Origin of the sequence: Rhizorhabdus sp., from assembly GCF_018006725.1 — a bacterium.
Taxonomy (GTDB): domain Bacteria; phylum Pseudomonadota; class Alphaproteobacteria; order Sphingomonadales; family Sphingomonadaceae; genus Rhizorhabdus.
In genome coordinates this window covers 1-22,067 of record NZ_JAGMXV010000065.1, presented here as the reverse complement: position 1 = coordinate 22,067, position 22,067 = coordinate 1, and the positions used below count along the sequence as shown (strand labels likewise).

At 64.7% G+C, this 22,067-nt stretch carries 20 protein-coding genes; 11 read left to right on the top strand and 9 right to left on the bottom strand.

Annotated elements, in window-relative coordinates; all coding sequences use genetic code 11:
- The 3 genes from KAY22_RS11165 to pstS form a co-directional block, all read right to left on the bottom strand.
- A partial coding sequence (locus tag KAY22_RS11165; RefSeq protein WP_296623345.1) for an ABC transporter permease subunit occupies window positions 1–536 on the bottom strand: 536 nt, incomplete at its 3' end.
- Window positions 537–546: 10 nt separating this feature from the next.
- On the bottom strand, window positions 547–1,497 hold the full coding sequence (pstC, locus tag KAY22_RS11160) for a phosphate ABC transporter permease subunit PstC (protein WP_296623344.1): 951 nt from the start codon (window positions 1,495–1,497) through the stop codon (window positions 547–549).
- A 76-nt stretch (window positions 1,498–1,573) separates the two neighbouring features.
- Window positions 1,574–2,620 (bottom strand): phosphate ABC transporter substrate-binding protein PstS, encoded by a 1,047-nt coding sequence (pstS, locus tag KAY22_RS11155; protein WP_296623342.1) that lies wholly within the window; start codon window positions 2,618–2,620, stop codon window positions 1,574–1,576.
- Between the two features lie 301 nt (window positions 2,621–2,921).
- Between pstS and KAY22_RS11150 the strand changes: the two genes are divergently transcribed.
- The gene (locus tag KAY22_RS11150) at window positions 2,922–3,287 is read left to right on the top strand and encodes a hypothetical protein (protein ID WP_296623340.1); all 366 of its coding nucleotides are present in this window, start codon (window positions 2,922–2,924) and stop codon (window positions 3,285–3,287) included.
- A gap of 24 nt (window positions 3,288–3,311) precedes the next feature.
- Here the strand turns inward: KAY22_RS11150 and KAY22_RS11145 are convergent, their stop codons facing one another.
- Window positions 3,312–5,288, bottom strand: a complete 1,977-nt coding sequence (locus tag KAY22_RS11145) for a S9 family peptidase (protein ID WP_296623338.1) — start codon at window positions 5,286–5,288, stop codon at window positions 3,312–3,314.
- A 227-nt stretch (window positions 5,289–5,515) separates the two neighbouring features.
- Here KAY22_RS11145 and KAY22_RS11140 point away from each other — a divergent pair, with 227 nt between their 5' ends.
- Both KAY22_RS11140 and KAY22_RS11135 read left to right on the top strand, forming a co-directional pair.
- Window positions 5,516–5,737, top strand: a complete 222-nt coding sequence (locus KAY22_RS11140) for a hypothetical protein (protein WP_296623336.1) — start codon at window positions 5,516–5,518, stop codon at window positions 5,735–5,737.
- A 104-nt stretch (window positions 5,738–5,841) separates the two neighbouring features.
- The gene (locus tag KAY22_RS11135) at window positions 5,842–6,048 is read left to right on the top strand and encodes a hypothetical protein (RefSeq protein WP_296623334.1); all 207 of its coding nucleotides are present in this window, start codon (window positions 5,842–5,844) and stop codon (window positions 6,046–6,048) included.
- 36 nt (window positions 6,049–6,084) lie between these two features.
- On the opposite strand, the gene KAY22_RS11130 is transcribed toward KAY22_RS11135, so the two are convergent.
- The 3 genes from KAY22_RS11130 to putA all read right to left on the bottom strand — a co-directional run bounded on the left by KAY22_RS11130 (window position 6,085) and on the right by putA (window position 10,717).
- Window positions 6,085–6,597: a DUF1993 family protein gene (locus KAY22_RS11130; protein WP_296623333.1), complete on the bottom strand. Its 513-nt coding sequence runs from the start codon at window positions 6,595–6,597 to the stop codon at window positions 6,085–6,087.
- Between the two features lie 75 nt (window positions 6,598–6,672).
- Window positions 6,673–7,428 carry an A24 family peptidase gene (locus KAY22_RS11125; RefSeq protein ID WP_296623330.1) on the bottom strand — a complete coding sequence of 252 codons (756 nt, stop codon included), beginning with the start codon at window positions 7,426–7,428 and terminating at the stop codon, window positions 6,673–6,675.
- 190 nt (window positions 7,429–7,618) lie between these two features.
- Complete coding sequence (gene putA, locus KAY22_RS11120) at window positions 7,619–10,717, bottom strand: bifunctional proline dehydrogenase/L-glutamate gamma-semialdehyde dehydrogenase PutA (RefSeq protein ID WP_296623328.1); 3,099 nt, start codon at window positions 10,715–10,717, stop codon at window positions 7,619–7,621.
- 105 nt (window positions 10,718–10,822) lie between these two features.
- Here putA and KAY22_RS11115 point away from each other — a divergent pair, with 105 nt between their 5' ends.
- The 7 genes from KAY22_RS11115 (at window position 10,823) to KAY22_RS11085 (ending at window position 17,674) form a co-directional block, all read left to right on the top strand.
- A complete protein-coding gene (locus tag KAY22_RS11115) occupies window positions 10,823–11,305 on the top strand; it encodes an Lrp/AsnC ligand binding domain-containing protein (RefSeq protein WP_296623326.1) in 483 nt (160 codons plus the stop codon).
- Between the two features lie 94 nt (window positions 11,306–11,399).
- The gene (locus tag KAY22_RS11110; RefSeq protein WP_296623325.1) at window positions 11,400–12,590 is read left to right on the top strand and encodes an MFS transporter; all 1,191 of its coding nucleotides are present in this window, start codon (window positions 11,400–11,402) and stop codon (window positions 12,588–12,590) included.
- 134 nt (window positions 12,591–12,724) lie between these two features.
- Entirely contained in the window at window positions 12,725–13,465 is a 741-nt protein-coding gene (locus KAY22_RS11105) for an SDR family oxidoreductase (RefSeq protein WP_296623323.1), read from the top strand.
- Window positions 13,466–13,508: 43 nt separating this feature from the next.
- On the top strand, window positions 13,509–14,090 hold the full coding sequence (locus KAY22_RS11100; protein WP_296623322.1) for a nuclear transport factor 2 family protein: 582 nt from the start codon (window positions 13,509–13,511) through the stop codon (window positions 14,088–14,090).
- Complete coding sequence (locus KAY22_RS11095; protein ID WP_296623320.1) at window positions 14,087–14,848, top strand: SDR family oxidoreductase; 762 nt, start codon at window positions 14,087–14,089, stop codon at window positions 14,846–14,848. Before KAY22_RS11100 ends, KAY22_RS11095 begins: the two co-directional genes overlap by 4 nt.
- A 56-nt stretch (window positions 14,849–14,904) precedes the next feature.
- Window positions 14,905–17,304 carry a TonB-dependent receptor gene (locus KAY22_RS11090; protein ID WP_296623318.1) on the top strand — a complete coding sequence of 800 codons (2,400 nt, stop codon included), beginning with the start codon at window positions 14,905–14,907 and terminating at the stop codon, window positions 17,302–17,304.
- Window positions 17,305–17,317: 13 nt separating this feature from the next.
- Complete coding sequence (locus tag KAY22_RS11085) at window positions 17,318–17,674, top strand: RidA family protein (protein ID WP_296623317.1); 357 nt, start codon at window positions 17,318–17,320, stop codon at window positions 17,672–17,674.
- A gap of 69 nt (window positions 17,675–17,743) precedes the next feature.
- Here KAY22_RS11085 and KAY22_RS11080 read toward each other — a convergent pair whose 3' ends face one another.
- On the bottom strand, window positions 17,744–20,182 hold the full coding sequence (locus KAY22_RS11080) for a TonB-dependent receptor (protein ID WP_296623316.1): 2,439 nt from the start codon (window positions 20,180–20,182) through the stop codon (window positions 17,744–17,746).
- Window positions 20,183–20,518: 336 nt separating this feature from the next.
- On the opposite strand from KAY22_RS11080, the gene KAY22_RS11075 reads away from it, so the two are divergent.
- Complete coding sequence (locus KAY22_RS11075; RefSeq protein WP_296623312.1) at window positions 20,519–21,046, top strand: nuclear transport factor 2 family protein; 528 nt, start codon at window positions 20,519–20,521, stop codon at window positions 21,044–21,046.
- A gap of 20 nt (window positions 21,047–21,066) precedes the next feature.
- Here KAY22_RS11075 and KAY22_RS11070 read toward each other — a convergent pair.
- Window positions 21,067–22,067 (bottom strand): PLP-dependent aminotransferase family protein (locus KAY22_RS11070; protein WP_296623310.1); only part of this gene is annotated, 1,001 nt, incomplete at its 5' end.

The window sequence follows — 22,067 nt, the reverse complement described above, 5'->3', positions numbered from 1 at the left end:
AAGGCACGGCTCGCGCCGAGCGCCATGCCCGCCTCGCGCAGCGCGCTCGGCTGCAGGCTCAATATGTCCTCGGTCGTCCGGGTCACGATCGGCATCGCGATGATCGCGATAGCGACGGCGCCCGCAATGGCCGAGAAGCCCTGGAAGGGGCGGACCATGATCTCATAGACGAACAGACCGATCAGGATCGAAGGTGCCGACAGCAGCACGTCGTTGAGGAAGCGGACGGCGGCACCATATGGCGAGCTGCCGCCATATTCCGACAGCCAGGTACCGGCCAGCACGCCGATGATCACTGCGATCAGCAGGCCCATGCCGCACATCATGATCGAACCCATGATCGCGTTGGACAGGCCACCTTCCGAGCCCGGCGCCGGCTGGGTCATGGTGAAGATCTTGGCATCGATGCCGCCCAGCCCCTTGGTCAGCAGCGACCACAGGATCAGCACGAGCGCGGTGAGCGCGATCAGCGTCGCGATCGCCGTGAGCCCGACGAACAGATAGTTGGAGAGACGGCGATAGAGGGCGCGATCCATGGCGAGGGCCTCAATATTTTTGGCCGCCGAGCAGAGCCCGGGCGATGGCGAGGACGCCGAAGGTGATGAAGAAAAGCACCAGGCCGAGCGCGACGAGCGCCGCGCTGTGCATGTCGCTGGTGGCTTCGGCGAACTCGTTGGCGATCGTCGAGGCGATGGTCGAACCCGAGGCGAAGATCGAGTCGGGAAAGCCGTGCGCATTACCGATGATGAAGGTGACCGCCATCGTCTCGCCGAGCGCGCGACCCAGGCCAAGCATGATCACGCCGACGACTCCGCGCCGCACATAGGGAATGATCACCGAGCGGACTACCTCGAAGGGAGTGCAGCCCAAACCATAGGCAGCCTCGCGCAGCTGCGCCGGCACGGTCATGAACAGCTCGCGGAAGACCGCCGCCATATAGGGCAGGATCATGATCGCCAGGATGACCGAGGCGGTGAAGATATTGGCGCCGTTGGGAATGCCCGAGAACAGGGTCTCCTGCCACGAGCCGGGCTCGGCCTCCATGATCAGCGGCAGTTGAACATGCTCGGCAAACCAGGGCGCGAGCACGAACAGGCCCCACATGCCATAGACGATCGAGGGGATACCGGCGAGCAGTTCGACCGCAATGGCGACCGGCTGTGCAATGGCGCGGGGGCAGAATTCGACGAGGAATATGGCGACGCCCAGCGCCAGTGGCAGCGCCATGACAAGGGCGAGAAAGGCGGTGACCAGCGTACCGACGATGGGGCCGGCCGCGCCATAGACTTCGGTGACGGGGTTCCACTCGCTCGAGGTCAGGAATCCCAGTCCGAACTCGGCAAAGGCCGGCCAGCCGCCGATGGCGAGGCTGATCACGACCCCGCCCAGCGTGACGAGCAGCATCGTCGCCGCGCCCAGGCACGCGGCCTGGAAAATGGCCTCGCCCGTCGAACGCGATGGTCCGAAGCGGGCAGTGTCAGTTACGGCGCTGGCCATGATCCTGTTCCCGTAAAGCGGCGAGGATGAAACGCGCCTCGCCTGCCCCCTTTGCCTTCTCGGGTTGACGTTCCGATCAGCGTGCTACGTAGACCGGCTTACCGCCCGCCTTGACGTTGGCAAGCCATTGCTTGCGGACGAGCGCCTTCACTGGCGCCGGCAGCGGCACATAGTCCAGTTGGGCCGCCGTCGCATCCCCAGACTTGTACGCCCAGTCGAAGAATTTGAGCACGCTGGCGCCGGTCGCGGCGTTCGCCTGGCTGCGGTAGACGAGGATGAAGCTCGCGCCGGTGATCGGCCAGCTCGACGCTCCCGGCTGATCGAGCAACAGGACATAATTGCCCGGTGCTGCCGGCCAGTTCGCGCCGGCCGCAGCCGCTGCGAAGTTCGCGGCGGCGGGCGCTACGAATTTGCCTGCCTTGTTCTGCAACAGGACGAAGGTCGCCTTGTTCTGCTTGGCATAGGCATATTCGACATAGCCGATCGAACCCATGGTCTGCTTGACGAAGGCCGACACGCCGTCATTGCCCTTGCCGCCGATCCCGGTCGGCCAGGAGACCGCGTCGCTCGCACCGACCTTCGAGGCCCAGGTCGGGCTCTTCATCGCGAGATAGGTGGTGAAGAGGAAGGAGGTGCCCGACCCATCGGAGCGATGGACGACGGTGATCGGCAGTGGCGGCAGCTTCACGCCCTTGTTCAGGGCAGCGATGCGCGGATCGTTCCACTTCAGGATGCGGCCCATGAAGATGTCGGCGAGCAGTGCGCCCGACAGCTTCAGTTGCCCCGGCTGAACGCCGGGGAGATTCACCACGGGGACGACACCGCCCATGATCGTCGGAAACTGGTACAGGCCGGCGGCCGCAAGTTCTTCGGGCTTCAGCGGCTTGTCGGACGCACCGAAATCGACCGTGCGGGCCTTGATCTGCTTGATCCCGCCGCCCGAACCGATCGCCTGATAGTTCAGGCCGATGCCGGTGCTCGCCTTGTAGCTCTCGGCCCACTTGGCGTAGATCGGCGCCGGGAAGGTCGCGCCCGCACCCGAAATCGCGGCGGCGGCCGCCACGGACGACATGCTGCCGAAGATGACCGTCGCGCCCAGCACAGCGGCGAAATTCCTGAACATTCCTTGAGTCTCCAATCCCGGCCGATGCCGGGTTGGAGCCCGCTTACTGACCGCCTGTTACACGAATGTTACAACAGGCACCCCGATAGTCCGGGCGCTCGCCACAGATCGAAGGCAAGGATGTCATCGAACTGTAACAGGTGCAATTCGCGCTGCATGGCTCGCAAGCCGGCTCACCGTGCCCCCGGGCATGGGACCACAAAGATTTTCTACTGCGATGGTCCACCAAGCCGCTTGACCATGATGTAACCGATCGGTACCAGCGTCGTACCGATCAGTCACATCGGTAGGGAGCATCACCATGGCCTATGTCGGTTTCACCTTTCTCGACGGACAGACGAGGGACCCGACAGCGGATGACGCTGTGCGATTCACGCCAATCGAACTGCGCGTGATCGCGCTTGCCGAGCGGATCGACGCAACCCGGGAGATCGACGCCGGCAGCCGGCTTGGCCGGTTCGTGGAATGGGCTGCCGGAATCCGGCTGCCCCGCCCACTTGCCGACCAGCGCCTCGAGACGCTGCGCCGCTTTGCCTCGCTCGCGCGCCATCATGCAGATCGCGTGCAGGAAGCCGACATCGCCGAAATGCATCGTGCCGGCTACTCGCAAGGCCAGATCCGGGGGCTGTTCGATTATCTGAGCCACGATCACCCCAGCATCGCCTGAGCGGCGCTGGCACGACCTTCCCGTCTACAGGCCCATCGCCTGACGCATGAAGGCATCGCTCTCCCGCAACATCTGCGCGCGCATCGCATTATCCTCAATATAATGGTCGCGATTCTCGAACACGACCAACCGGCTGTCCCTTCCCACCGCCTTCAACGCCTTGTCCATCAGCCGCGACTGTTCGATGTCGACGTTGCGATCCATGGTGCCATGGTACATCAGCACCGGCGCCTTGATGCTGGCTGCGCGACGGGCGGGCGAGCCCTGGATCGCCTGCGGTCCGTCGCCGATGAAGCTGGCATTGAGTCGATAGGTCGACCACCAGCGACCATCTTCCTTGAGCGCCGGCAGATCGGTGACAGGGGCAATCGCCACCACCGCCTTGAACAAGCTCGGATCGACGACCGCCGACTGGAGCGCGGCATATCCGCCATAAGACCAGCCGACGATGCTCAGCTTGGACGGCGCGGCGATGCCTTGTTTGATCAACCAACGCCCCGCATCGGCGACGTCGCCGATCGCAGTCGACCATGACTGGAAACCGTTTTTCTGGAACCAGTCGTCGCCATAACCGGTCGAGCCGCGAAAATTGGGCTGGAGCACGGCATAGCCCCGCGCAGCATAATATTGGACCATCCAGTCGAAGCCCCACTCGTCCCGCGCGCCGGGGCCTCCATGCGGCATGACGATCGCAGGCAAATTCTTGCCTGTGCTTCCAGGCGGCAGCGTCAGATATCCCGGGATCATCGTCCCGTCGGCGGCCGGAAAACTCACCGGGCGCATCTCGGCCAGCTTTACACCTTCGAGCTGCGGGCGAACCGGCTGAAAGGTCGCCATCTGCTTGGTCGCCCGGTCGAGAATATAATAGACGCCCGGATCCTTGTCGCTCCCCGCGCGGATCAGCAACTTGTTCTCATCGACGCTCGAATCGACGATGGACACCATCGGCTGCTCGGGCAGCGCCTTGGCGAGCGAGTCGCGCAGCTTGGCGATCCTGTCGTCGAAATAGACCGACTTCCGCACCTCGGTGGCATAGCTCGCACCGATCACCCGGTTACGGCGGCCGATCCGGATCAAGCCATCGACGTCGACATCGGGGCGGGCGAGAAGAAGCTCGCGGGTGCCGCTGCCATCGAGCGCCATGCGATACAGGGCGAGCCGCCCCTCTTCCTTGTCGAAACCATAGACCGCATTGCGTTCGTGATCCACCGCCACGGGGTGGAAACCCGTTTCGCTCATATAGTTATAGGTGGAGAGTTGCTCCCACTTCTTGCTGTCGGCCAAGCGGTAATAATAGCGGATCGCGCCCGAGTTGCGATTGCCCTCGATCAGTTCGATCCCCTTCACACGGACATTGCCATGGCCGTCGGTCAGGTAGCTGCTGATATTCTCCTCGACTCGTTCGATCCGGCTGCTTGCCAGCGTGCGGCTGTCGACCCGGTCGACGACTATGCCCGCCTCGCTGCTGCCCAGACGCCAGCCGATACGGTCCTCCGCCAACTGGTTCCGCGTCATCAACACAGCCCCGTCGTCTTCCGGAAGCCAGTCGATGACAGCGCCGCCGTTGAGATTGTAGCCGCGCGCATAGGCGCCCGTGGACTTGCTCAGCATCTTGGGATTGCTGCCGTCCATGTCGACCGCGACGACACGACTGAACTCGATAATCCCGTAGTTGGCCAGTTCGGCCGGACGGGTCAGACCCCAGAGGTCGCAGACCAGCCTGGTATTCGCGATCCAGTGACAAGCGGACAGCCGGTCCGTTTCGCCATCGGAAACAAGCGCGACCTTCGGCTGCTCGTCGATGCCTGGTGCAAATGTGAGCAGCGCCGAGCCCTGCCCTTTCGTCGGCACGACATAAGCGAGCCGCGTCCCGTCGGGCGACATGCTGATCTGCTGGATCTGCTCGCGCGCGCCGAAAGCGGCAGCGAGATCCGTTTCGGCCGAGGCCATGGCCCCGAACGACATGGTGCCGACAAGAAAACCGATGACATTGCGTCGCATAGCGTCCCCCATTTCTCCCCGATGTCTCGCGCGACCGGCTTCTGTGCAAGCAGGATTGGGTCCATTTTCGTGCGATCTGGCCAGCGCTCCCGGCTGGGCACCCGCAGCGTCACCAAAGCGACGCCATTCTCCAGAAAGCTGCCATCGGTCGGTAATGTGGACGCCACTGCCGAACGGCATAGGCCGCATCATGATCGCGCGCTGGATGCCCCCAGAGACGGAGCCATATGGCCATTACGCTGCTCGGATGCGGTCTTAATCTCGCCGCGGCGCGGGGCATCGCCGGCGACATGGACGCGTTCGATCCGCTGTCGCAACCGGTCGCCGCGCCGCTGTCGGTCATGACCTATAAGGTCGAGGGCCTGCCCTGGCCTGCCCGGATCAACCGTCGCGCGTCGCTGCTGCACATCGCCAACCGCTTGCGAGTTCTGCGCGCTGCAGGGAGGTAGCCGCATATCGTCTTGCTTCAGGAAGTCTTTTCGGACGACGCCCGCGCGATGGCGCGGTCAGCGCGGTGTCGCGGACGCATTGTCGCTTTGCATCGCCCTTCCGAATGGCTTCTGAGGAGCGAGAACTGAAGACGCCGTCGCCTCCCATCTGCGCGGCAAGGACCGGCAAATCTTTCCCCGGCGCCGATGCCAGCGTGACGGTGCAGGCGATCTCGATACCGTTCGGCCACGACCGCGACGGCTCGATGCTGTCGGACCATCTCGGCTATGTCGCCTATCTGGACACCGTCCCCCGCACCTCCCGTAGTTGAAAGGGAGGACAAGCGCCCCGTTGCAGCGAATTCGGCCTATTGCCCGGCCGGCACCCTGTGGCGCTCCATATGGCGCAGATAATCCATCTTGCTGATCGAAAGGCCCGCCTTGCGGAGCAGGGCATAGGCCATCGTCACATGAAAATAGAAATTGGGCATGATCCAGTCCCGGATGTCTTCCTCCGCCGACATCAGGAAGCGGACGCCGTTGGGCAGCGTGAGATCGACAGCCGCGTACGCCTCGGCCCAGTCGCCCGGGTCGAGTTGATCGATCAGCAACCGCACGGCTGCGATCCGATCGCGCACCTCGGCCAAGCCATGGTAAGCAGCTTCCTCCAGCGAGACCGTCTGTCCTCCCACCTGATTGAGCGCCAGCAGGACCTGATTGAGGGCGATGCGGAACTGCAGTTCGAGCGGAAACATGTCTTCGGTGAGCTTTTCCGCCAGCACATCGTCCGCCATGCCGGTATCGATCGCCCTGCTGACGAGGTGATCGAGCGTTCCCAGCATATGGGCGAAGGTCGCGCGCGCAGAATGGGCGTAAGACATGAAGGCTCTCCGAACAGACGTCGGCTCCATCGTAAAGCCGTTCACGCGATGCTCAACCGAGGGATGGTCGCTGCTTCAGTTGCCTGCCGGCCATAGCCCCGACAGTAGCAGCACCTCGATCGGCCAGGCCGCAAGCGCCAGGAACAGGCCGAAAGGAAGACGGCTCGATCGGTCGACATTGCCGCGCGTGACGGCCATCGCCAGCGCGACCACCAGCCCGCCCATCGCGGCGAGCAGCAGCAGCATCGGCAGCAGGCGCCAGCCGAGCCACAGCCCGAGTGCGCCGAAGAGCTTGGCGTCCCCTGCCCCCATGCCCTCGCGCCCGCGCAGGCGCTTGTAGACAAGGCGCACCGCCATCAAGGCGAGCCAAGCGGCAACGCCGCCGATCAGACGATCGCCCAGCGACGGTGGGAGCCCCACAGCGAGCGGCAATGCCGCCGCGACGGCCAGGGCTGCAACCAGTCGGTCGGGCAGCCAGAAGTGACGCAGGTCGAGCAATGCGAGAGCCAGCAGGAGCCAGCCCATGACCGCAGCGCAGAGCGCATGAACCAGGGAGGCGGTGAGCAGCACCGACAGCAGGCCTATGCCCAGCCCGCCTGCTTCCGCCACGACATGGACAGGAGCGATTCGCCCGCCACAGCAGGCGGTCCGCCCCCGGCGCACCATATAGCTGACGAGCGGTATCAGGTCCGGCGCTCGCAAAGGCGTGCCGCACTGATCGCAGCAGGAGCGGCCGGCGGCTGCGGACCGCCCCTGCGGCCAGCGGGTGACGATCACGCCGATGAAGCTGCCGAAGACCACCCCCAGCAAGGCGCCCAGCAGTGTCAGCATCGTCGCACTATCCGATCCGTCGCTGTCATGGCCCCGTCACCTGCTCATGCAATAGGGCGGGCAGATTCGATAGGGCCGATTTCGACAGGGGTGATGGGATGCGTAATGTCGGTAGTTGCCAGTGCAGCCTGCTTGGCCGCTTCCTGATGTTCGCGACGCGGAACGCCCGCGCCGCGAACCAGGCTTCGGGTCAGAGGTTGAGCAATGCCGGATCACCGCCCTGCGCGGTGATGTTCACCGACAGCGCGCGCTCGGTCGCATAACGCAGCAGCGCGTGCGGGCCGCCGGCCTTGGGCCCGGTGCCCGACAGGCCTTCGCCACCGAAAGGCTGCACGCCGACCACCGCGCCGATGATCGAGCGGTTCACATAGACATTGCCCGCTGGCACCAACTCGCGGACCTCGGCGGCGAAGCGCTCGATCCGGCTATGGATGCCCAGGGTCAGGCCATAGCCGCGCGAAGCGAGACGCCCTGCGACCTTGGCGAGCTCGGCGGGATCATAGCGGACGACGTGCAGGATCGGGCCGAACACCTCGCGCTCCAGAAAGTCCGCGCTCGGAATCTCGGCCATCAGCGGCGCGAAGAAATCGCCGCCCGAGGGGGCCTCGCAGGCGTGAAGGATCGTCGCCTCGCGCGACAGCCGCTCACGATGCGCCTCCAGCGCCATCCGCGCCTCGGCATCGATAACCGGTCCCACATCGGTCGACGGCGATGACGGATCGCCGATGACCAGCGCGTCCATGGCGCCCCGGATGGTGCCGATCAGTTCGTCCGCGCTGTCGTGCGGCACGAACAACAGGCGCAGCGCCGAGCAGCGCTGCCCAGCCGAGCCGAAGGCCGACAGGATCACGTCGTCGACCACCTGTTCCTTGAGCGCGGTGGTGTCGACGAACATGCCGTTGAGGCCGCCTGTCTCCGCGATGAAGGGGATGATCGGGCCGTTGCGCGCCGCCAGCTGGCGGTTGATCGCCCAGGCGGTTTCGGTCCCGCCGGTAAAGGCGACGCCGTCGATGCCGGGATGGTTGACGATCGCGCCGCCCACCGTTGCGCCATCGCCCGGCAGCAGCGCGAGCAGCGCCAGATCGAGGCCCGCCTTGTGGAACAGCCGCACGGCGCGCGCCGCGACCAGCGGCGTCTGCTCGGCCGGCTTGGCGAGCACCGCATTGCCCGCTGCCAGCGCCGCCGCGATCTGACCGGTGAAGATGGCGAGAGGAAAGTTCCATGGGCTGATGCAGGCGAAAACACCGCGCCCGCCCAGTTCGAGCTGGTTGGTTTCGCCCACCGGCCCGGCCAGGATCGTCGGCGCACCGAACTGGCGTTCGGCCAGCTCCGCATAATAGCGGCAGAAGTCGATCGCCTCGCGCACCTCGGCCACGCCGTCGTTCAATGTCTTGCCGGCTTCGAGCGACAGCAGCGCGATGAAACTGTCCATCTCGGCCTCCATCGCATCGGCCATGGCGCGCAGGACCGGCGCGCGACCATTGCCACCCAAGCGGTTCCAACGCGGCTGCGCCCGGCGCGCTGCCTCGATCGCACGGTCGACATCGGCCGGGGTAGCGGTCGAAACATAGCCGATCACCCGGCTGCGGTCGGCCGGACTGGTGACCGGCTCCGACGCAGCCGCCACCAGCCGCCCCTCGACGATCGCCCCGGCCGTCTCGCGCTCGCCGGCGGTCAGCACCGTGGCCCGCTCGGCGGTGTTGCGCGTTTCAACCAGCGAATAGTCGCGGCCCAGCGGGTTGGCGCGGCCGGCGCCATAGATGTCGGCGGGGACAGGAATGCGGGGGTGGCGATCGGGCTGCGCTGCGACCGCAGCGATCGGGTCGGCAACGACCAGATCGGCGGGCACCTGCTCGTCGAGCAGTGCGTGGACGAAGCTCGTATTCGCACCATTTTCCAGCAGGCGGCGGACCAGATAGGGCAGCAGTTCCTCATGCCCTCCCACAGGCGCATAGGCGCGCAGCCGCAGCTTGCCGTAGCGAGCTTCGGCGGCGTCGTAGAGCGCCTCGCCCATGCCGTGCAGGCGCTGATGCTCGATCACCGCGCCGGCCTGCTCCGCCATGCGGCGCACCGCCGCCAGCGTATGCGCGTTGTGGCTCGCGAACTGCGGATAGAGCGCCGGGCTGGCATCGATCAGCGCCTGCGCGCAGACCAGATAGGACAGGTCGGTCGCCGCCTTGGTCGTGAAAACCGGATAGTCGGGGCGGCCGGCGACCTGCGCGCGCTTGATCTCGCTGTCCCAATAGGCGCCCTTGACGAGCCGCACCATGATCCGTCGCCCGCTACTCTCGGCAAGATCGCGCAGTGCGCCGATCACCGCGAGGCCGCGCTTCTGATAGGCCTGCACCACGACGCCCAGGCCCTGCCAAGTGGCGAGGTCCGGCTCCTTGACCAGCTTTTCGATCATCTTCAGCGAGATGACGAGGCGATCGGCTTCCTCGGCATCGATCGCGAAGTTGAGGTCGTGGCGTGCGGCGATCAGGGCAAGGCGCTTCACGCGCGGATAGAGCTCCTCCCAGACGCGCGCTTCCTGCACCGCCTCGTAACGCGGGCACAGCGCCGACAGCTTGACCGACACGCCATGGCCCAGCTCGGGTCCGGCACCGCTGGCCGCCTGTCCGACCGCTTCGATCGCGTCGGCATAGATGCGCTCATAGCGCTCCGCATCGGCGGCCGTGCGGGCGCCCTCGCCCAGCATGTCGAACGAGCAGAGAAAGTCTTCCTTGCGCGCGCGATTCAGCGCGTCGCCGATCGTGCGCCCGAGCACGAACTGCTCGCCCATCATGCGCACCGCGGCGCCGACCGCCTGGCGGATCACCGGTTCGCCGAGCCGCGCGGTCATGCGCTTGAGGAATCCGCCAAGATCGCGCCGCGCCTCCTCGTCGACGTCGACGAGGCGCCCGGTCAGCATCAACCCCCAGGTCGAGGCATTGACGAACAGGCTGTCCGACTTGCCGAGATGGCTGGCCCAGTCGGCCGCGCCGATCTTCTCGGCGATGAGGCGATCGCGGGTGTCGGCGTCGGGGGTGCGCAGCAGCGCCTCGGCGAGGCACATGAGCGCCAGGCCCTCGCGGGTGCCCAGCGAGAATTGCTGCAGAAAGCTCTCGACGACGCCCTGCTTCTTGGTGGCCGCGCGCGCGCCTTCTACCAGGGCGACGGCCTCGGCCACGACCGCTGCGCATTGTGCCGGATCGAAGGGCTGCCGGTCGAGCAGCGACCGGACGACGTCGGCCTCATCCTGGTACTTGCCGCCGTCGATGATATCCCATTTGGAAAGCTGATTACCCATTCGATCCTCGCAGAACGGCACTATATGCCGATATATCTCTATGATATTCGCCTCTTCACCGAATGTGCTTCATATTAAGGCCATCCAAAGCGAAGAGATTCGAAAATGTCCCCTCCTGATCCGAAGCTTGTTCAGATCGACGAGACCGACCGCCGCCTGTTGCGTGTCCTGCAGGACGATGGTCGAATCACGAACCAGGCGTTGGCGCAGATATGCGGCATGTCGCCGGCCGCCTGCTTCGACCGGGTGAAGCGCCTGCGCGAGCGCGGGGTGATCACAGGCTACACCGCGTTGCTCGATCCCGAGCAACTCGACCAGGGCCTGATGATCTTCATCGAGGTGATGCTCGACCGTACGACCGACGACGTCTTCACCGCTTTCTCGGAGCATGTCCGTCGCGTGCCCCAGGTGCTGGAATGCCATATGGTGGCAGGCGGCTTCGACTATCTGCTCAAGGTCCGCGTCTCCAACATGTCGGCCTATCGCACCTTCCTCGGCGACATCCTCACCGCCATGCCGGGCGTGCGGGAGACACGAACCTATGCGGTGCTGGAAGAGGTGAAACTCACCACCAAGCTCGCGCTCTGAGCCGTCGCATTGCGGTGCTTCCCAGCATGCGCGAAATATGCCAGCCTCCTTAGCTATCTAAGATAGCAATAATGATGGACGAGGAGAGCGGGAGATGCAGGCAGGGGATCGCCTCGCCTTTGTAGGGATTCCGTCGGGCTGGCGCGGCGGTGTCGCGCGCGTCACGCTGCTCGGCGGTGCGCCGCTGATGGCGCTGATGTTCGCCGCGCTCGGCCCCGTCCTGCCGACCATCGCCGAGCATTTCGGCGGACAGAGCCAGGGCGCCTTCGCCGCGCAGATGATCCTGACGATGCCGGCTATCGGCGTGATCCTGGGCGGCATCCTGGGCGGCCTGTCGGTCGAGCGCTGGGGACCTCGCCCGGTCATGATCGCGGCGCTGTCAGGCTATGGTGTGCTCGGGGTCAGCGGCTATTTCATCGACAGCCTGCCCTATCTCCTTGTCGCCCGCTTCCTGTTGGGACTGTGCGTCGCGCAGATCGGCACCGCGATCGGCGTCATCGTCGGCAGCTGGTTCGAGGGCGTCGCGCGTGCGCGGCTGCTCGGCTATCAGAGCGCTGTTGCAGGCGTGTTCGCGGTCAGCGGCCTGCTGATGTCGGGCCTTCTCGCCGAAGCTGGAGGATGGCGCACGCCGTTCCTTCTCTACACGATCGCCTTCGTCGTCCTGACGCTGGCGGTGACCGGCCTGCCCAAAGGCGTGGGCCGGACGGCATCGCGCGAGGAGCGCGCCTCGCTCCGCCCGCTGGTGACGCTGTGGCCGGTCTATGCGCTCGCGCTGTTCCTGTTCGTCGGCTATTTCATGACCTCGATCCAGCTGTCCTTCCTGCTGGCCGAGGATGGCTTCGACAGCCCGCTCGTCCGTTCGGTCGTGATCGCCTCTGGCGTCCTAGCCGGTGGCGTATTCGGCGGCTGCTATGGGCGCTTCTACGCCTGGTTCGGCGAGCGCGGGGTGCAGTTGATGCTGGTCCTGATGATGGCGACCGGCCTCGCCATCATCGGTTTTTCGAGCAGCGTGACCCTGTTGACGATCGGCGCGGTGCTGTCGGGCGGTGGCGGGGGCATGATCCCGCCCCATATCGGCGGCATATTGCTCAACCGCGTCCCACCCGAGATCCGCGCGCGCGCCGTCGGGCTGGAGTTTACCGTCCTCTACATCGCCGACTTCATCAATCCGCTGATCATGACGCCGCTGCGCGCGGCGATCGGCATTCACAATGCGTTCCTCGTCGCGGCGGCCGCGCTCCTGATCGGCGGGATCGCGATCTCCGTTCGGCAACGCAGGGCATAAGGCCTTGTCAGTCTATTTTATAATAGATAGCCACCTTAACGAATAAAGAGTCGACATGACGAGGAGAGGAAGACGCATCGCGGGGCAGACGCCCCGGAGCCCGGTGCTGCCTGCCCTCCGGACAGGGAGGGGTTATGCAGTTGCAAGGCAAGGTCGCGCTCGTCACGGGGGCCGGCGCGGGCATCGGACAGGCGACGGCGCGGCTGTTCGCGGAGCGCGGCGCGAAGGTGATCGCGACCGACATCGACGAAGCCGGCCTGGCCGAAACCGTCGAGGGCCGGTCGAACATCGTTATCCAGCGATCCGACGCCACCAGCCTTGCCGATGCGAATGCTGCGGTCGCGCTTGCGGTCGAGCGCTTCGGCGGGCTCCACCTCCTCATCAACGTCGTCGGCGGCAGCCGCCCCGGCAAGACCGTGGTGGATTTCGACGAAGAGGAATGGGACTTCTGGGTCCGCCTCAACCTCACCTCGACCTTCCTGATGTGCAAGGCCGCGATCCCGCGCATCGCGCAGGACGGCGGCGGATCGATCGTCAACATCGCCTCGGGCGCGGGCGTCAGCGGCATGGGCCGCAATCCGGCCTATGTCGCGGCCAAGGGAGGCGTCATATCGCTGACCAAGTCGCTGGCGATCGACCATGCCGCGCAAGGCATCCGCGCGAATGTGATCGCACCCGGCCCGATCCTGACCCCGCTGATGAAGCGCAACCGCTCCGAACAGGAAATCGCCTTCATGTCGAAGCTGTCGCTCGTCGGCCGGCTCGGCAAACCGGAGGAGATCGCCGGCACCGCCGCTTTCCTGTGCAGCGAGGACGGCGCCTTCATCAATGGCGAACTGATCAATGTCGCGGGCGGCAGCGGCGGGCCGATCTGATCGCGCCGCCGTCCGCTTCACCGACCCCAGAGGAGAACCCCACATGTTGTACGACGCCTATGCCTGCTGGCGCGAGCTTGCCCCCGCCGTCGAGCGCGAGCGCACCACCCTGGAGGACAAGGTCCAGTATCTGACCGACAAGATCCGCATCCAGGAGATGATCAACGAGTATGCTTTCGCCTGTGACAGCCGCGGCTGGGACGTGCTCGAACGTCTCTATGACGAGAATATCGAGCGGGTGATGAAGGGCACGCTCGACGAGACGGTGAAGGGTCGCGACAACCTCATCGGCCTGCATGCCAAGCCGGCCCTGCCCCGCCGCGAGGGCGTCGTCGCACCGCCGCGCGACCTGACGAAGATCGTCGGCCTCGAAATCCGCCACCTGATCGGGACGCAGCTCGTGCGCGTCTCCGACGACAACCAGTCGGCCTGGGCGCTCTGCCATTACCAGATGGCGCTCGTCGGCCAGGAAAATGACGAGTGGCAGCACGGGCTGCACGAAGGCACCTATTTGTTCAGCTTCAGCAAGGCGACCGGAAGCTGGCGCTTCACCAAGCACCAGATCTGGACCAACAACGCCGCCAATCCGATGTTCTCCGATCCGCGCGCGAGGAAAAGCGCGTGAGCCGCTTCGCGGGCAAGGTCGGGCTGGTCACGGGAGCAGGTCGCGGCATCGGTGCCGCGACCGCCGAGGAGTTGGCCAAAGACGGCGCCTCCCTTGCTCTCAACGATGTCGACGAAGCGCGGCTGGAAGAGACGGCCCAGCGCCTGCGCAGCCATGGCGTGCATGTCACCACCCATCTCGGCAGCGTGATGGAGCCGGCGTTCATCGCGGATCTCGCGGCGGCGGCGAATGCCGCACACGGCAAGGTCGACCTGCTCGCCAACAACGCCGGTGGCGGGCCGCCGATGACGCCGTGGGCCGAGTTCGCCAAGTCCGACTTCGCCCATTTCCGCGCGATATTCGAGATGAACTTCTTCACCCAGGCGATGCTGCTCCACGCGCTGCTGCCCGGCATGGTCGAGCGCGGCTATGGCAAGGTCGTCTGCGTGAGTTCGATATCGGCCGTGCTCGGCCAGGAATCGGGCAGCGCCTATGCCTCGGGCAAGCTCGCGCTGCATGCGCTGGTCAGTTCGGTGTCGAAGGAAGTCGCCCGTTTCGGCGTCAATGTGAACGCGGTGGTGCTGGGCAACCCGCCCCACCCCAGCCGGACGCCCGAGCGACAGGCCTTTCTCGACAAGATGTCGCATTTCGACCGGGTGGGTCGGCTCGAGGAGTTCGGCAAGGCAATCGCCTTCCTGCTGTCCGACGACGCCTCTTATATGTCCGGCGCCGCCGTGCCGATCGACGGAGGGCTGATCGCACCGCGCCTGAACGAGTGACGGGGGTCTGCGCACCCCGACAAAAATAAGATCACGCGCACGAAGAGGAGAGGGAAATGAACAGGCAGCACATGCTGATGTGCGGCATCGCCGCTTTGCACCTTGTTCCCGGCACCGCCGCTATGGGCCAGCAAGCAGGTCCGCCGGCCACGACGCCCGCCGTGAACGACAGCCAGATCGCCGACATCGTCGTCACGGCACGCCGTCGCGAGGAGGCGTTGCAGGACATTCCGATCGCAGTTCAGGCCTTCACCGGTGAGATCCTCGAAAAGCAACGCATCCAGAATGCGACCGACCTGTCGAAGATTGTCCCCGCCCTCACCTCCGCGCAGAGCAGCCGCGACGAGGAAAATTACGTCATTCGCGGGCAGTCCGGATCGGGCGCCTCGATCTCGGGTCAGCAGGTAACGGTACCAGCCTATTTCGCGCAGGTACCGCTGCCGATCGGCGATGGTGGCGGCCCCGGCTATTATTATGACCTGCAGAATGTCCAGGTGCTGAAAGGCCCGCAGGGCACGCTGTTCGGCCGCAATTCGACCGGCGGCGCCGTGCTGTTCGAGCCGCGCCAGCCGGGCACCGAACTGGGCGGCTATGTGATGGCCGAATATGGCAATTACGACAATCGCGGCATCGAAGGAGCGCTGAACCTGCCGATCAGCGACACGCTGCGCGTCCGCGTGGCGGGCAAGGGCCTCAAGCGCGACGGCTTCACCCGCAATGCGACGACGGGCAAGCGCCAGGACGATCGCGATTTCGTCAGCGGGCGCATCTCGATCGGCTGGGATCCGACAGACCGGCTGTCCAACATCCTTGTCGCGGACATTTTCCGCTCGACCACCAATGGCAGCTCGAACATCCTGGCGGCGGTCAATCCCGCCGCGCTGATCCCGACGCTGTTCCAGGGGGCGGTGTCGCAGGCCCTCGCCCGGCAAAATGCCGCCGGCCCGCGCACGACCTTCAGCAATGTCGACGGCATCGACAAGAAGCGCTCGATGGGCGTCTCCAACATCACCAGCTACGACATCGCCGACGGGCTGATCCTGAAAAACATCTTCGGCTATCGGCGCTTCAAGCAGGTCAACCGCTTCGACTTCGACGGATCGCCGCTGACGATCCTGCACTTCGACACCTGCTCCACCCCGGCCACCTGCAACGCGCGCGATCCCGGCTCGCCCTGGGGCCTCAACATCCGCCAGATCAGCGACGAGTTGCAGATGCAGGGTCAGGCCTTCGGCGACCGCTTGAAATATATCGTGGGTCTGTTCGGTGCCGATCTCGACACGCCCGATGCGAACTACCAGCATCAGACATCGGTGTTCGGATCGGTCACCGATACCAACCAGTATATCGATGACACCTCGCGCGCGATCTTCGCGAACCTCAGCTATGGCTTCGGCGGCTCGCTCGAAGGGCTGACGCTCAACGCGGGCTATCGCTGGACGCACGACCGCCGCGCGCTGACCCTCTATCAGGTCACCAACGGGCGTTGCGTGACCGGTGTCACCGGAACGATCGTCGCCAATCCGGCGCAGGCCGATCCATGCCGGGCGGACTTCGTCGCCAAGGCGAACAGCGACGCCTATACGGTCGGCTTCGACTACAAGCTATCGCCCGGCACGATGGTCTATATTTCCCATCGCCAGAGTTACCGGGCTGGCGGCACCAACCCGCTCGCGGCGCCGGCGCTGCTCGCCACCCCGCCGATCCCCGATGCCATCTCGCTCTTCCGCTACCAACCGGAGACGCTGCGCGACGTCGAACTCGGCCTGAAGTCGGATTTCCGGCTGGGAGAGTGGAGCCTGCGGACCAACATCGCAGCCTATTATCAATGGCTGAAGGATGCGCAGATCAACCAGACCTTCGGCGTCGGCACCGCCAATGTGAGCGCGCTGGTCAACGCCGCCTCCGCCAAGATCAAGGGCGCGGAAATCGACGTGACGGTGGCGCCTACGCGGGACTTCAGCGTGTTGATGTCCTATGCCTATACCTCGGCGAAATATGGCGCCTTCCTCGACTATTCACGGCGTGATCCGGCGACCAACGCGCCGACGCGCCAGTCGGGCCGCATCTTCCCCTTCACGCCCCGCCACAAGCTGAACGTGAACGCGCAGTGGACGGTGCCGGTCGACGAGTCCCTCGGCAAGATCTCGGGCTCGATGAACTGGGCCTATAAGAGCTCGATCATCCTGGGGCTGGTGCCGTTCATCACCCTGCCCAATGGCACCAATGTCTTCGACGGGGAGAGCCGCGAGCGGGCCACGCAGACGATCGACCTGAACGTCGACTGGCGAGAGATTTTCGGCAGCAACTTCGATCTGGGCCTGTACGTCACCAATTTGACGAACACGACCTTCAAGATCGGCGGTGCCTCGCTGATCAATTCGAGCCTGGGCGTCAACCAGCGCATGTACAACGAACCGCGTATGTACGGGGCGACGCTCCGCTACGCCTTCTGAGGAAAGAAACCCGATGGCCGACATCAAGCGAATAGCTACCAACCCGCGCATGAGCGGCGCCGTGGTCCACAATGATGTGGTCTATCTGTCGGGGCAGGTCGCGATCGACCATCGGGGCGGCGCCGTTCCCGACCAGGTCGAGGAGGTGCTGTCGCGGATCGATGCCCTGCTGCAGGAGGCGGGTAGCGACCGCAGCCGGCTGCTCACGGCGTCGATCTTCCTGTCCGATCTCGCCATCCTGCCGGACCTTAATGCCGTCTGGGATCGCTGGATCGTGCCGGGCTGTGCGCCCACGCGCACGACGATGGAAGTGAAGCTGGCTTCGCCGCTCTACGCGCTGGAGATTGCGGTCACCGCCGCCACCGATTGACGAAGTCCAGACAAAAGAAAAGCTCCCGGCCGCGCTGGCGACCGGGAGCTTTCTTGTCTGTGGTCGAGATCAGAAGCGCTTGGTCAGCTGGATCTGAACCGTGCGCGGGAGGTTGGCGAAGCCCAGCTGGTCGGCCGGGATGCCCGCCGCCGTGCCGGTGCCGCTGCCCGTCGACGGACCGTCGACGACGCCGCTGACATAGAGACGGTTGGTCAGGTTCTTGCCGATGAGGGCGATGACCCAATTGTCGTCCCATGCTCCGACGCGCACGCCGGCGTCGAGCGTGGCGTACTTGCTCTGGCGCGACAGCGGGTTGTTGAAGCCCGAAGCCAGATAGCTGCCGCTGTAGCGAACATCGACATTGGTGCCGAGCTTGAGCGTGCTGCTCAGATCGGTGTCATAGGCGACGCCGAAATTGCCAGTCCAGCGCGGTGCGACCGAGAGCGGGGCACCGTTCAGGTTCTGACGCGAGTCGATCGCACTGATCGCCGCGCAGCCCTGCGCCGGGGTCTGGCCTGCATAGCAGGGCGCCAGCGGGAACTTCGTGTAGGTCGCCTTGGTGTAGTTGAGCGAGCCGTGCACGTTCAGACCGGCAACTGCGCGCGGCGCATATTCGAACTCGGCTTCGATACCGCGGGTCTTCGCGTCGGCGGTCAGCGTCTGGAAGGCGAAGATCGGCGAGTTGAAGAAGTCCACCTGCAGGTCGAGATACTTGTAGGTGAACGCGGTCAGGTTGAGGCGCAGCTGGTTGTCGGCCAGCGTCGACTTGATGCCGGCTTCGAAGCCCCGTGCCCGCTCCGGATCGAACGTGAGGTCGGCGAGCGGATTGGTCGAGAATTTCGAGTTGATGCCGCCGTTCGAGAAGCCGCCCGACTTGTAGGCGGTCTTGAACGCACCATAGACCAGCAGTTCGCGCGAAGGCTTCCAGGTCAGGGTGACTTCCGGCGACCAGTTGTTGAAAGTCTGGTTCGCGTTCACGACACCCAGGCCGTCCGGATCGTTCTGATCGCGGAAGATGCCCGTCACGCCCGGATTGTTATAGGGCTGGGTGAAGAAGCTGTCCTTGGTTTCATGCGTGTAACGCACACCACCGGCCAGTTCGACCGTCGGGACGATCTTCCAGGTGACCTGGCCGAACAGCGCGGTCGTCTCACCCTTGGTGAAGCTGGTCTTGCTCGTTGCTACAAACTGGTTCTCGGGCGAAGCCGCGCTGTTGCGCAGGCCGGCAAAGGCCACCCACTGGCCGAAGTTGCGGCGGGTCTTCTGATAGAGCGCACCGACCATCAGGTTGATCGGAGCGTCGAAGCTGGTGAGCGCGCGCACCTCCTGCGAGAAGGACCGCCAGGTCGAATTCTCGGTCGCCCAGGTTGCGTTGTTGCTCGACTGGAAGTCGCAGGCGCAGGTCCAGCGGTTGTTGTTGCGGTTGAAGTTGGTGACCGAGCTGATCGTGATATTGTCGAGCTCGTAGTTCACATTGCCGTTGATCGCGTAGCTCTCATAGCGGTTGTAGAGCTGGCCATCCTTCTTCGCATAAGGGAAGTTGGCGGCGATGTCGGCCGGCATGTTGTTCTGGTGCGTAACGAACTTGTCGTTGTCGCAGGCATAGCCGCTGAGCTGGCTGATGCCCGAACCCAGACCGCAGCGGAAAGCGACATAGTTCCACGAGCTGTTGTTGACGCTGTTGCGGTCGTAGCTGGCCTTCAGCGTCATCGTCAGACGATCGGTCGGCTCATACTTCAGCGTGACGCGGCCGAGGATCTCGTCCTCGCCCGGCGCGCGGCTGGCGGCCGGCGTCGCGAGGTGGCCGATCGGATTGCCGGCGCCGCCAGCGAGCAAATTCTGGATGTCGAGCGTGGTGTAGGTCCGGTTGACCGAGACGTTGCGATAATAGCCGCCGTCCATGGTCGATGCGCGGACCGCGACGCGCAGGCCGAGCGTGTCGGTCAGCGGACCCGAACCGATGAACTCACCCTGATACTGACGCGAGCGGAACTCGTAGCCGGCTCGCGCGATGAACTCGCGCTCCGAGCCGGGATCGTTGGTCGCGAGGCTGATCACGCCGGCGGTGGCGTTCTTGCCGAAGAACAGAGCCTGCGGACCCTTCAGGACTTCGATCCGCTGAAGGTCGAAGAAGCCCTCCTGGATGATGCGGCCCTGGCCGTAATAGGCGCCGTCGACGACGACGGCGACCGACTGCTCGATGCCGATCGAGGTGGACGACGAGCCGATGCCGCGCAGCGTGAGCTGGGCACCCGAGCCGTTCGACGCGCGGCCGACATTCAGGTTCGGGGTCGCGGCTGCGATCTTCTCGATGCTGGTGATGTCGCGCTTGAGGACGAGGTCGCCGCTGATCGCGGTGACGGCGACGGGAACGCTCTGAACGCTCTCCTGACGCTTACGCGCGGTAACGACAATGTCCTCAAGGCCACCAACGGACTCGGAGGCAGCCGGCTGGGCGGAAGCATCCTGCGCCATTGCGGGCGCAGCCATAGTGAAGGCGAGCGCCATCGTGGACGCGCCAAGCAGAGTTGTTCGGAAAATCACCGCATCGTCTCCCCGTGCTGTAATTCGGTTTTCGTTCGCTGCGCATAATAGGCGGGCAACGACGGCACCCTGCCTCGCAAAAAAACTAGCTTCCGGGAGAGGCCCGGCGAATGTGTCTTTTATGCATCACCTGATATCTTCGATAGGTAATCGCGCTGGCGTCGACTGGCGCAGACCGAAGGAATACTGCCCACGACGTGTGCCGATCACGCCACATCCGACCCTATCTTTAATGACAGGGCAAAACATCGGGACCTTCGGAAAGGATCGAACCCATCAAAGAGTAGGAGAGGATCGAGCGTGGCTGAGTTGAGCATCGAGAAACTGCAACAGGAGATCGTCGATCTTGCGGCGCGGCGCGACATCAGCGACGCGGTACAGCGCTACATGCGCGGGCTCGATCGCCTCGACCGCGACATGCAGCGGAGCGCCTTTCACGACAATGCGGAGATCGACTGCGGCCTGATGGCCGGCAAGGTCGATGCGTTCGTCGACTTCTGCCAGGAGTTTCTCGGTTCGATGGACGGTAGCCACCATCTGCTCGGACAGGTCCGCATCGAGCTCGACGGCGATCGCGCGCGCGGCGAATGCTATTTCCAGGCGTGGCACGGCACGCGCGGCAGCGATGGCGAGCCACGCGACCTCGTGATCGCCGGCCGCTATATCGACGACTATCGCTGCATCGACGGCGACTGGCGCATTTCGCGCCGGGTGCTGCTGACCGATTGGGTCACCGACCTCCCAGCCGATCACAGCTTCTTCGAGAACAGCCCCGGCGCGCTGCGCGGTGGTCGGCGCGGCGAAGATTACAGTCAGCGGCCGCGCTGACTATAATCCTTGCGTCGGCGTCAGACGAGTATCGGTACCATCTCGCGCGCGAGCAGACCGAGCCGCCGCACGCCTTCGGTCGCCGCCTCCGACGGGATCATCGAGAAGCTCAGCCGGAAGCGATTGGTCGCGGGCCGCACATTCTCGGCCTTAGCGGGGTAGAAGGCCGCGCCCGAAATGATCGAGACCTTGTGCTCCATCAGAGCCCGTTCGGCGAAGCGGCCCGCGTCTACGCCCTCGGGCAGGCTGCCCCAGACATAGAGGCCGCCCTCGGGGCGGGTCCACGTAACGCCCTCCGGCATATGCTGATCGAGTGCGGCCAGCATCCTGTGGAGCCGTTCGCGATAGACCTGGCAACCCGTCTCGATTGCGGTGTGGAGCGACATCCGGATCACTTCGAGCAACAGCATCTGGTTGAGAGCGCTGGTCGCGAGATCGCTTGCCTGCTTGATCAGGACGAGCTTGCGGATCGCATCGCGCGGTCCCGTGATCCAGCCGATACGGAGCGAGGGAGCGATGGTCTTGGAAAAAGTGCCGGTGTGCAGGACGGGCACCTTCTCTATGTCGCCATAACGATGCATAGCCAGGGTCAGGAGCGAAGGTATCGGCTCCCCTTCGTAGCGGAGTTGCTCGTAGCAGCCATCCTCGACGAGAATCATGCCGGTAGCGTCGGCGAGATCGAGCAGTTTTTCGCGATCCGCCAACGACATGGTTGTACCGGTCGGGTTGCGAAAATCGGGCCCCACATAGCAGAATTTGGCGCCCGCCAATGCCCCAGCATCCCATTCTGCGGAATCCTCTGGCAGGCCCAGATAGCGTGGCTGATAGGCATCGAAGGCGCGCAGGGCGCCTATGAAGCTCGGTATCTCGACCATCGCGGTGTCACCCGGCGACAGCAGCAGCTTGGCGATGAAATCGAGCCCCTGCTGCGAGCCATTGGTGATCACGACATTGTCGATCCCGCACGACACACCAGCCGCGCTCGCATCATCCGCGATCCACTGGCGCAGCGGCGCATGGC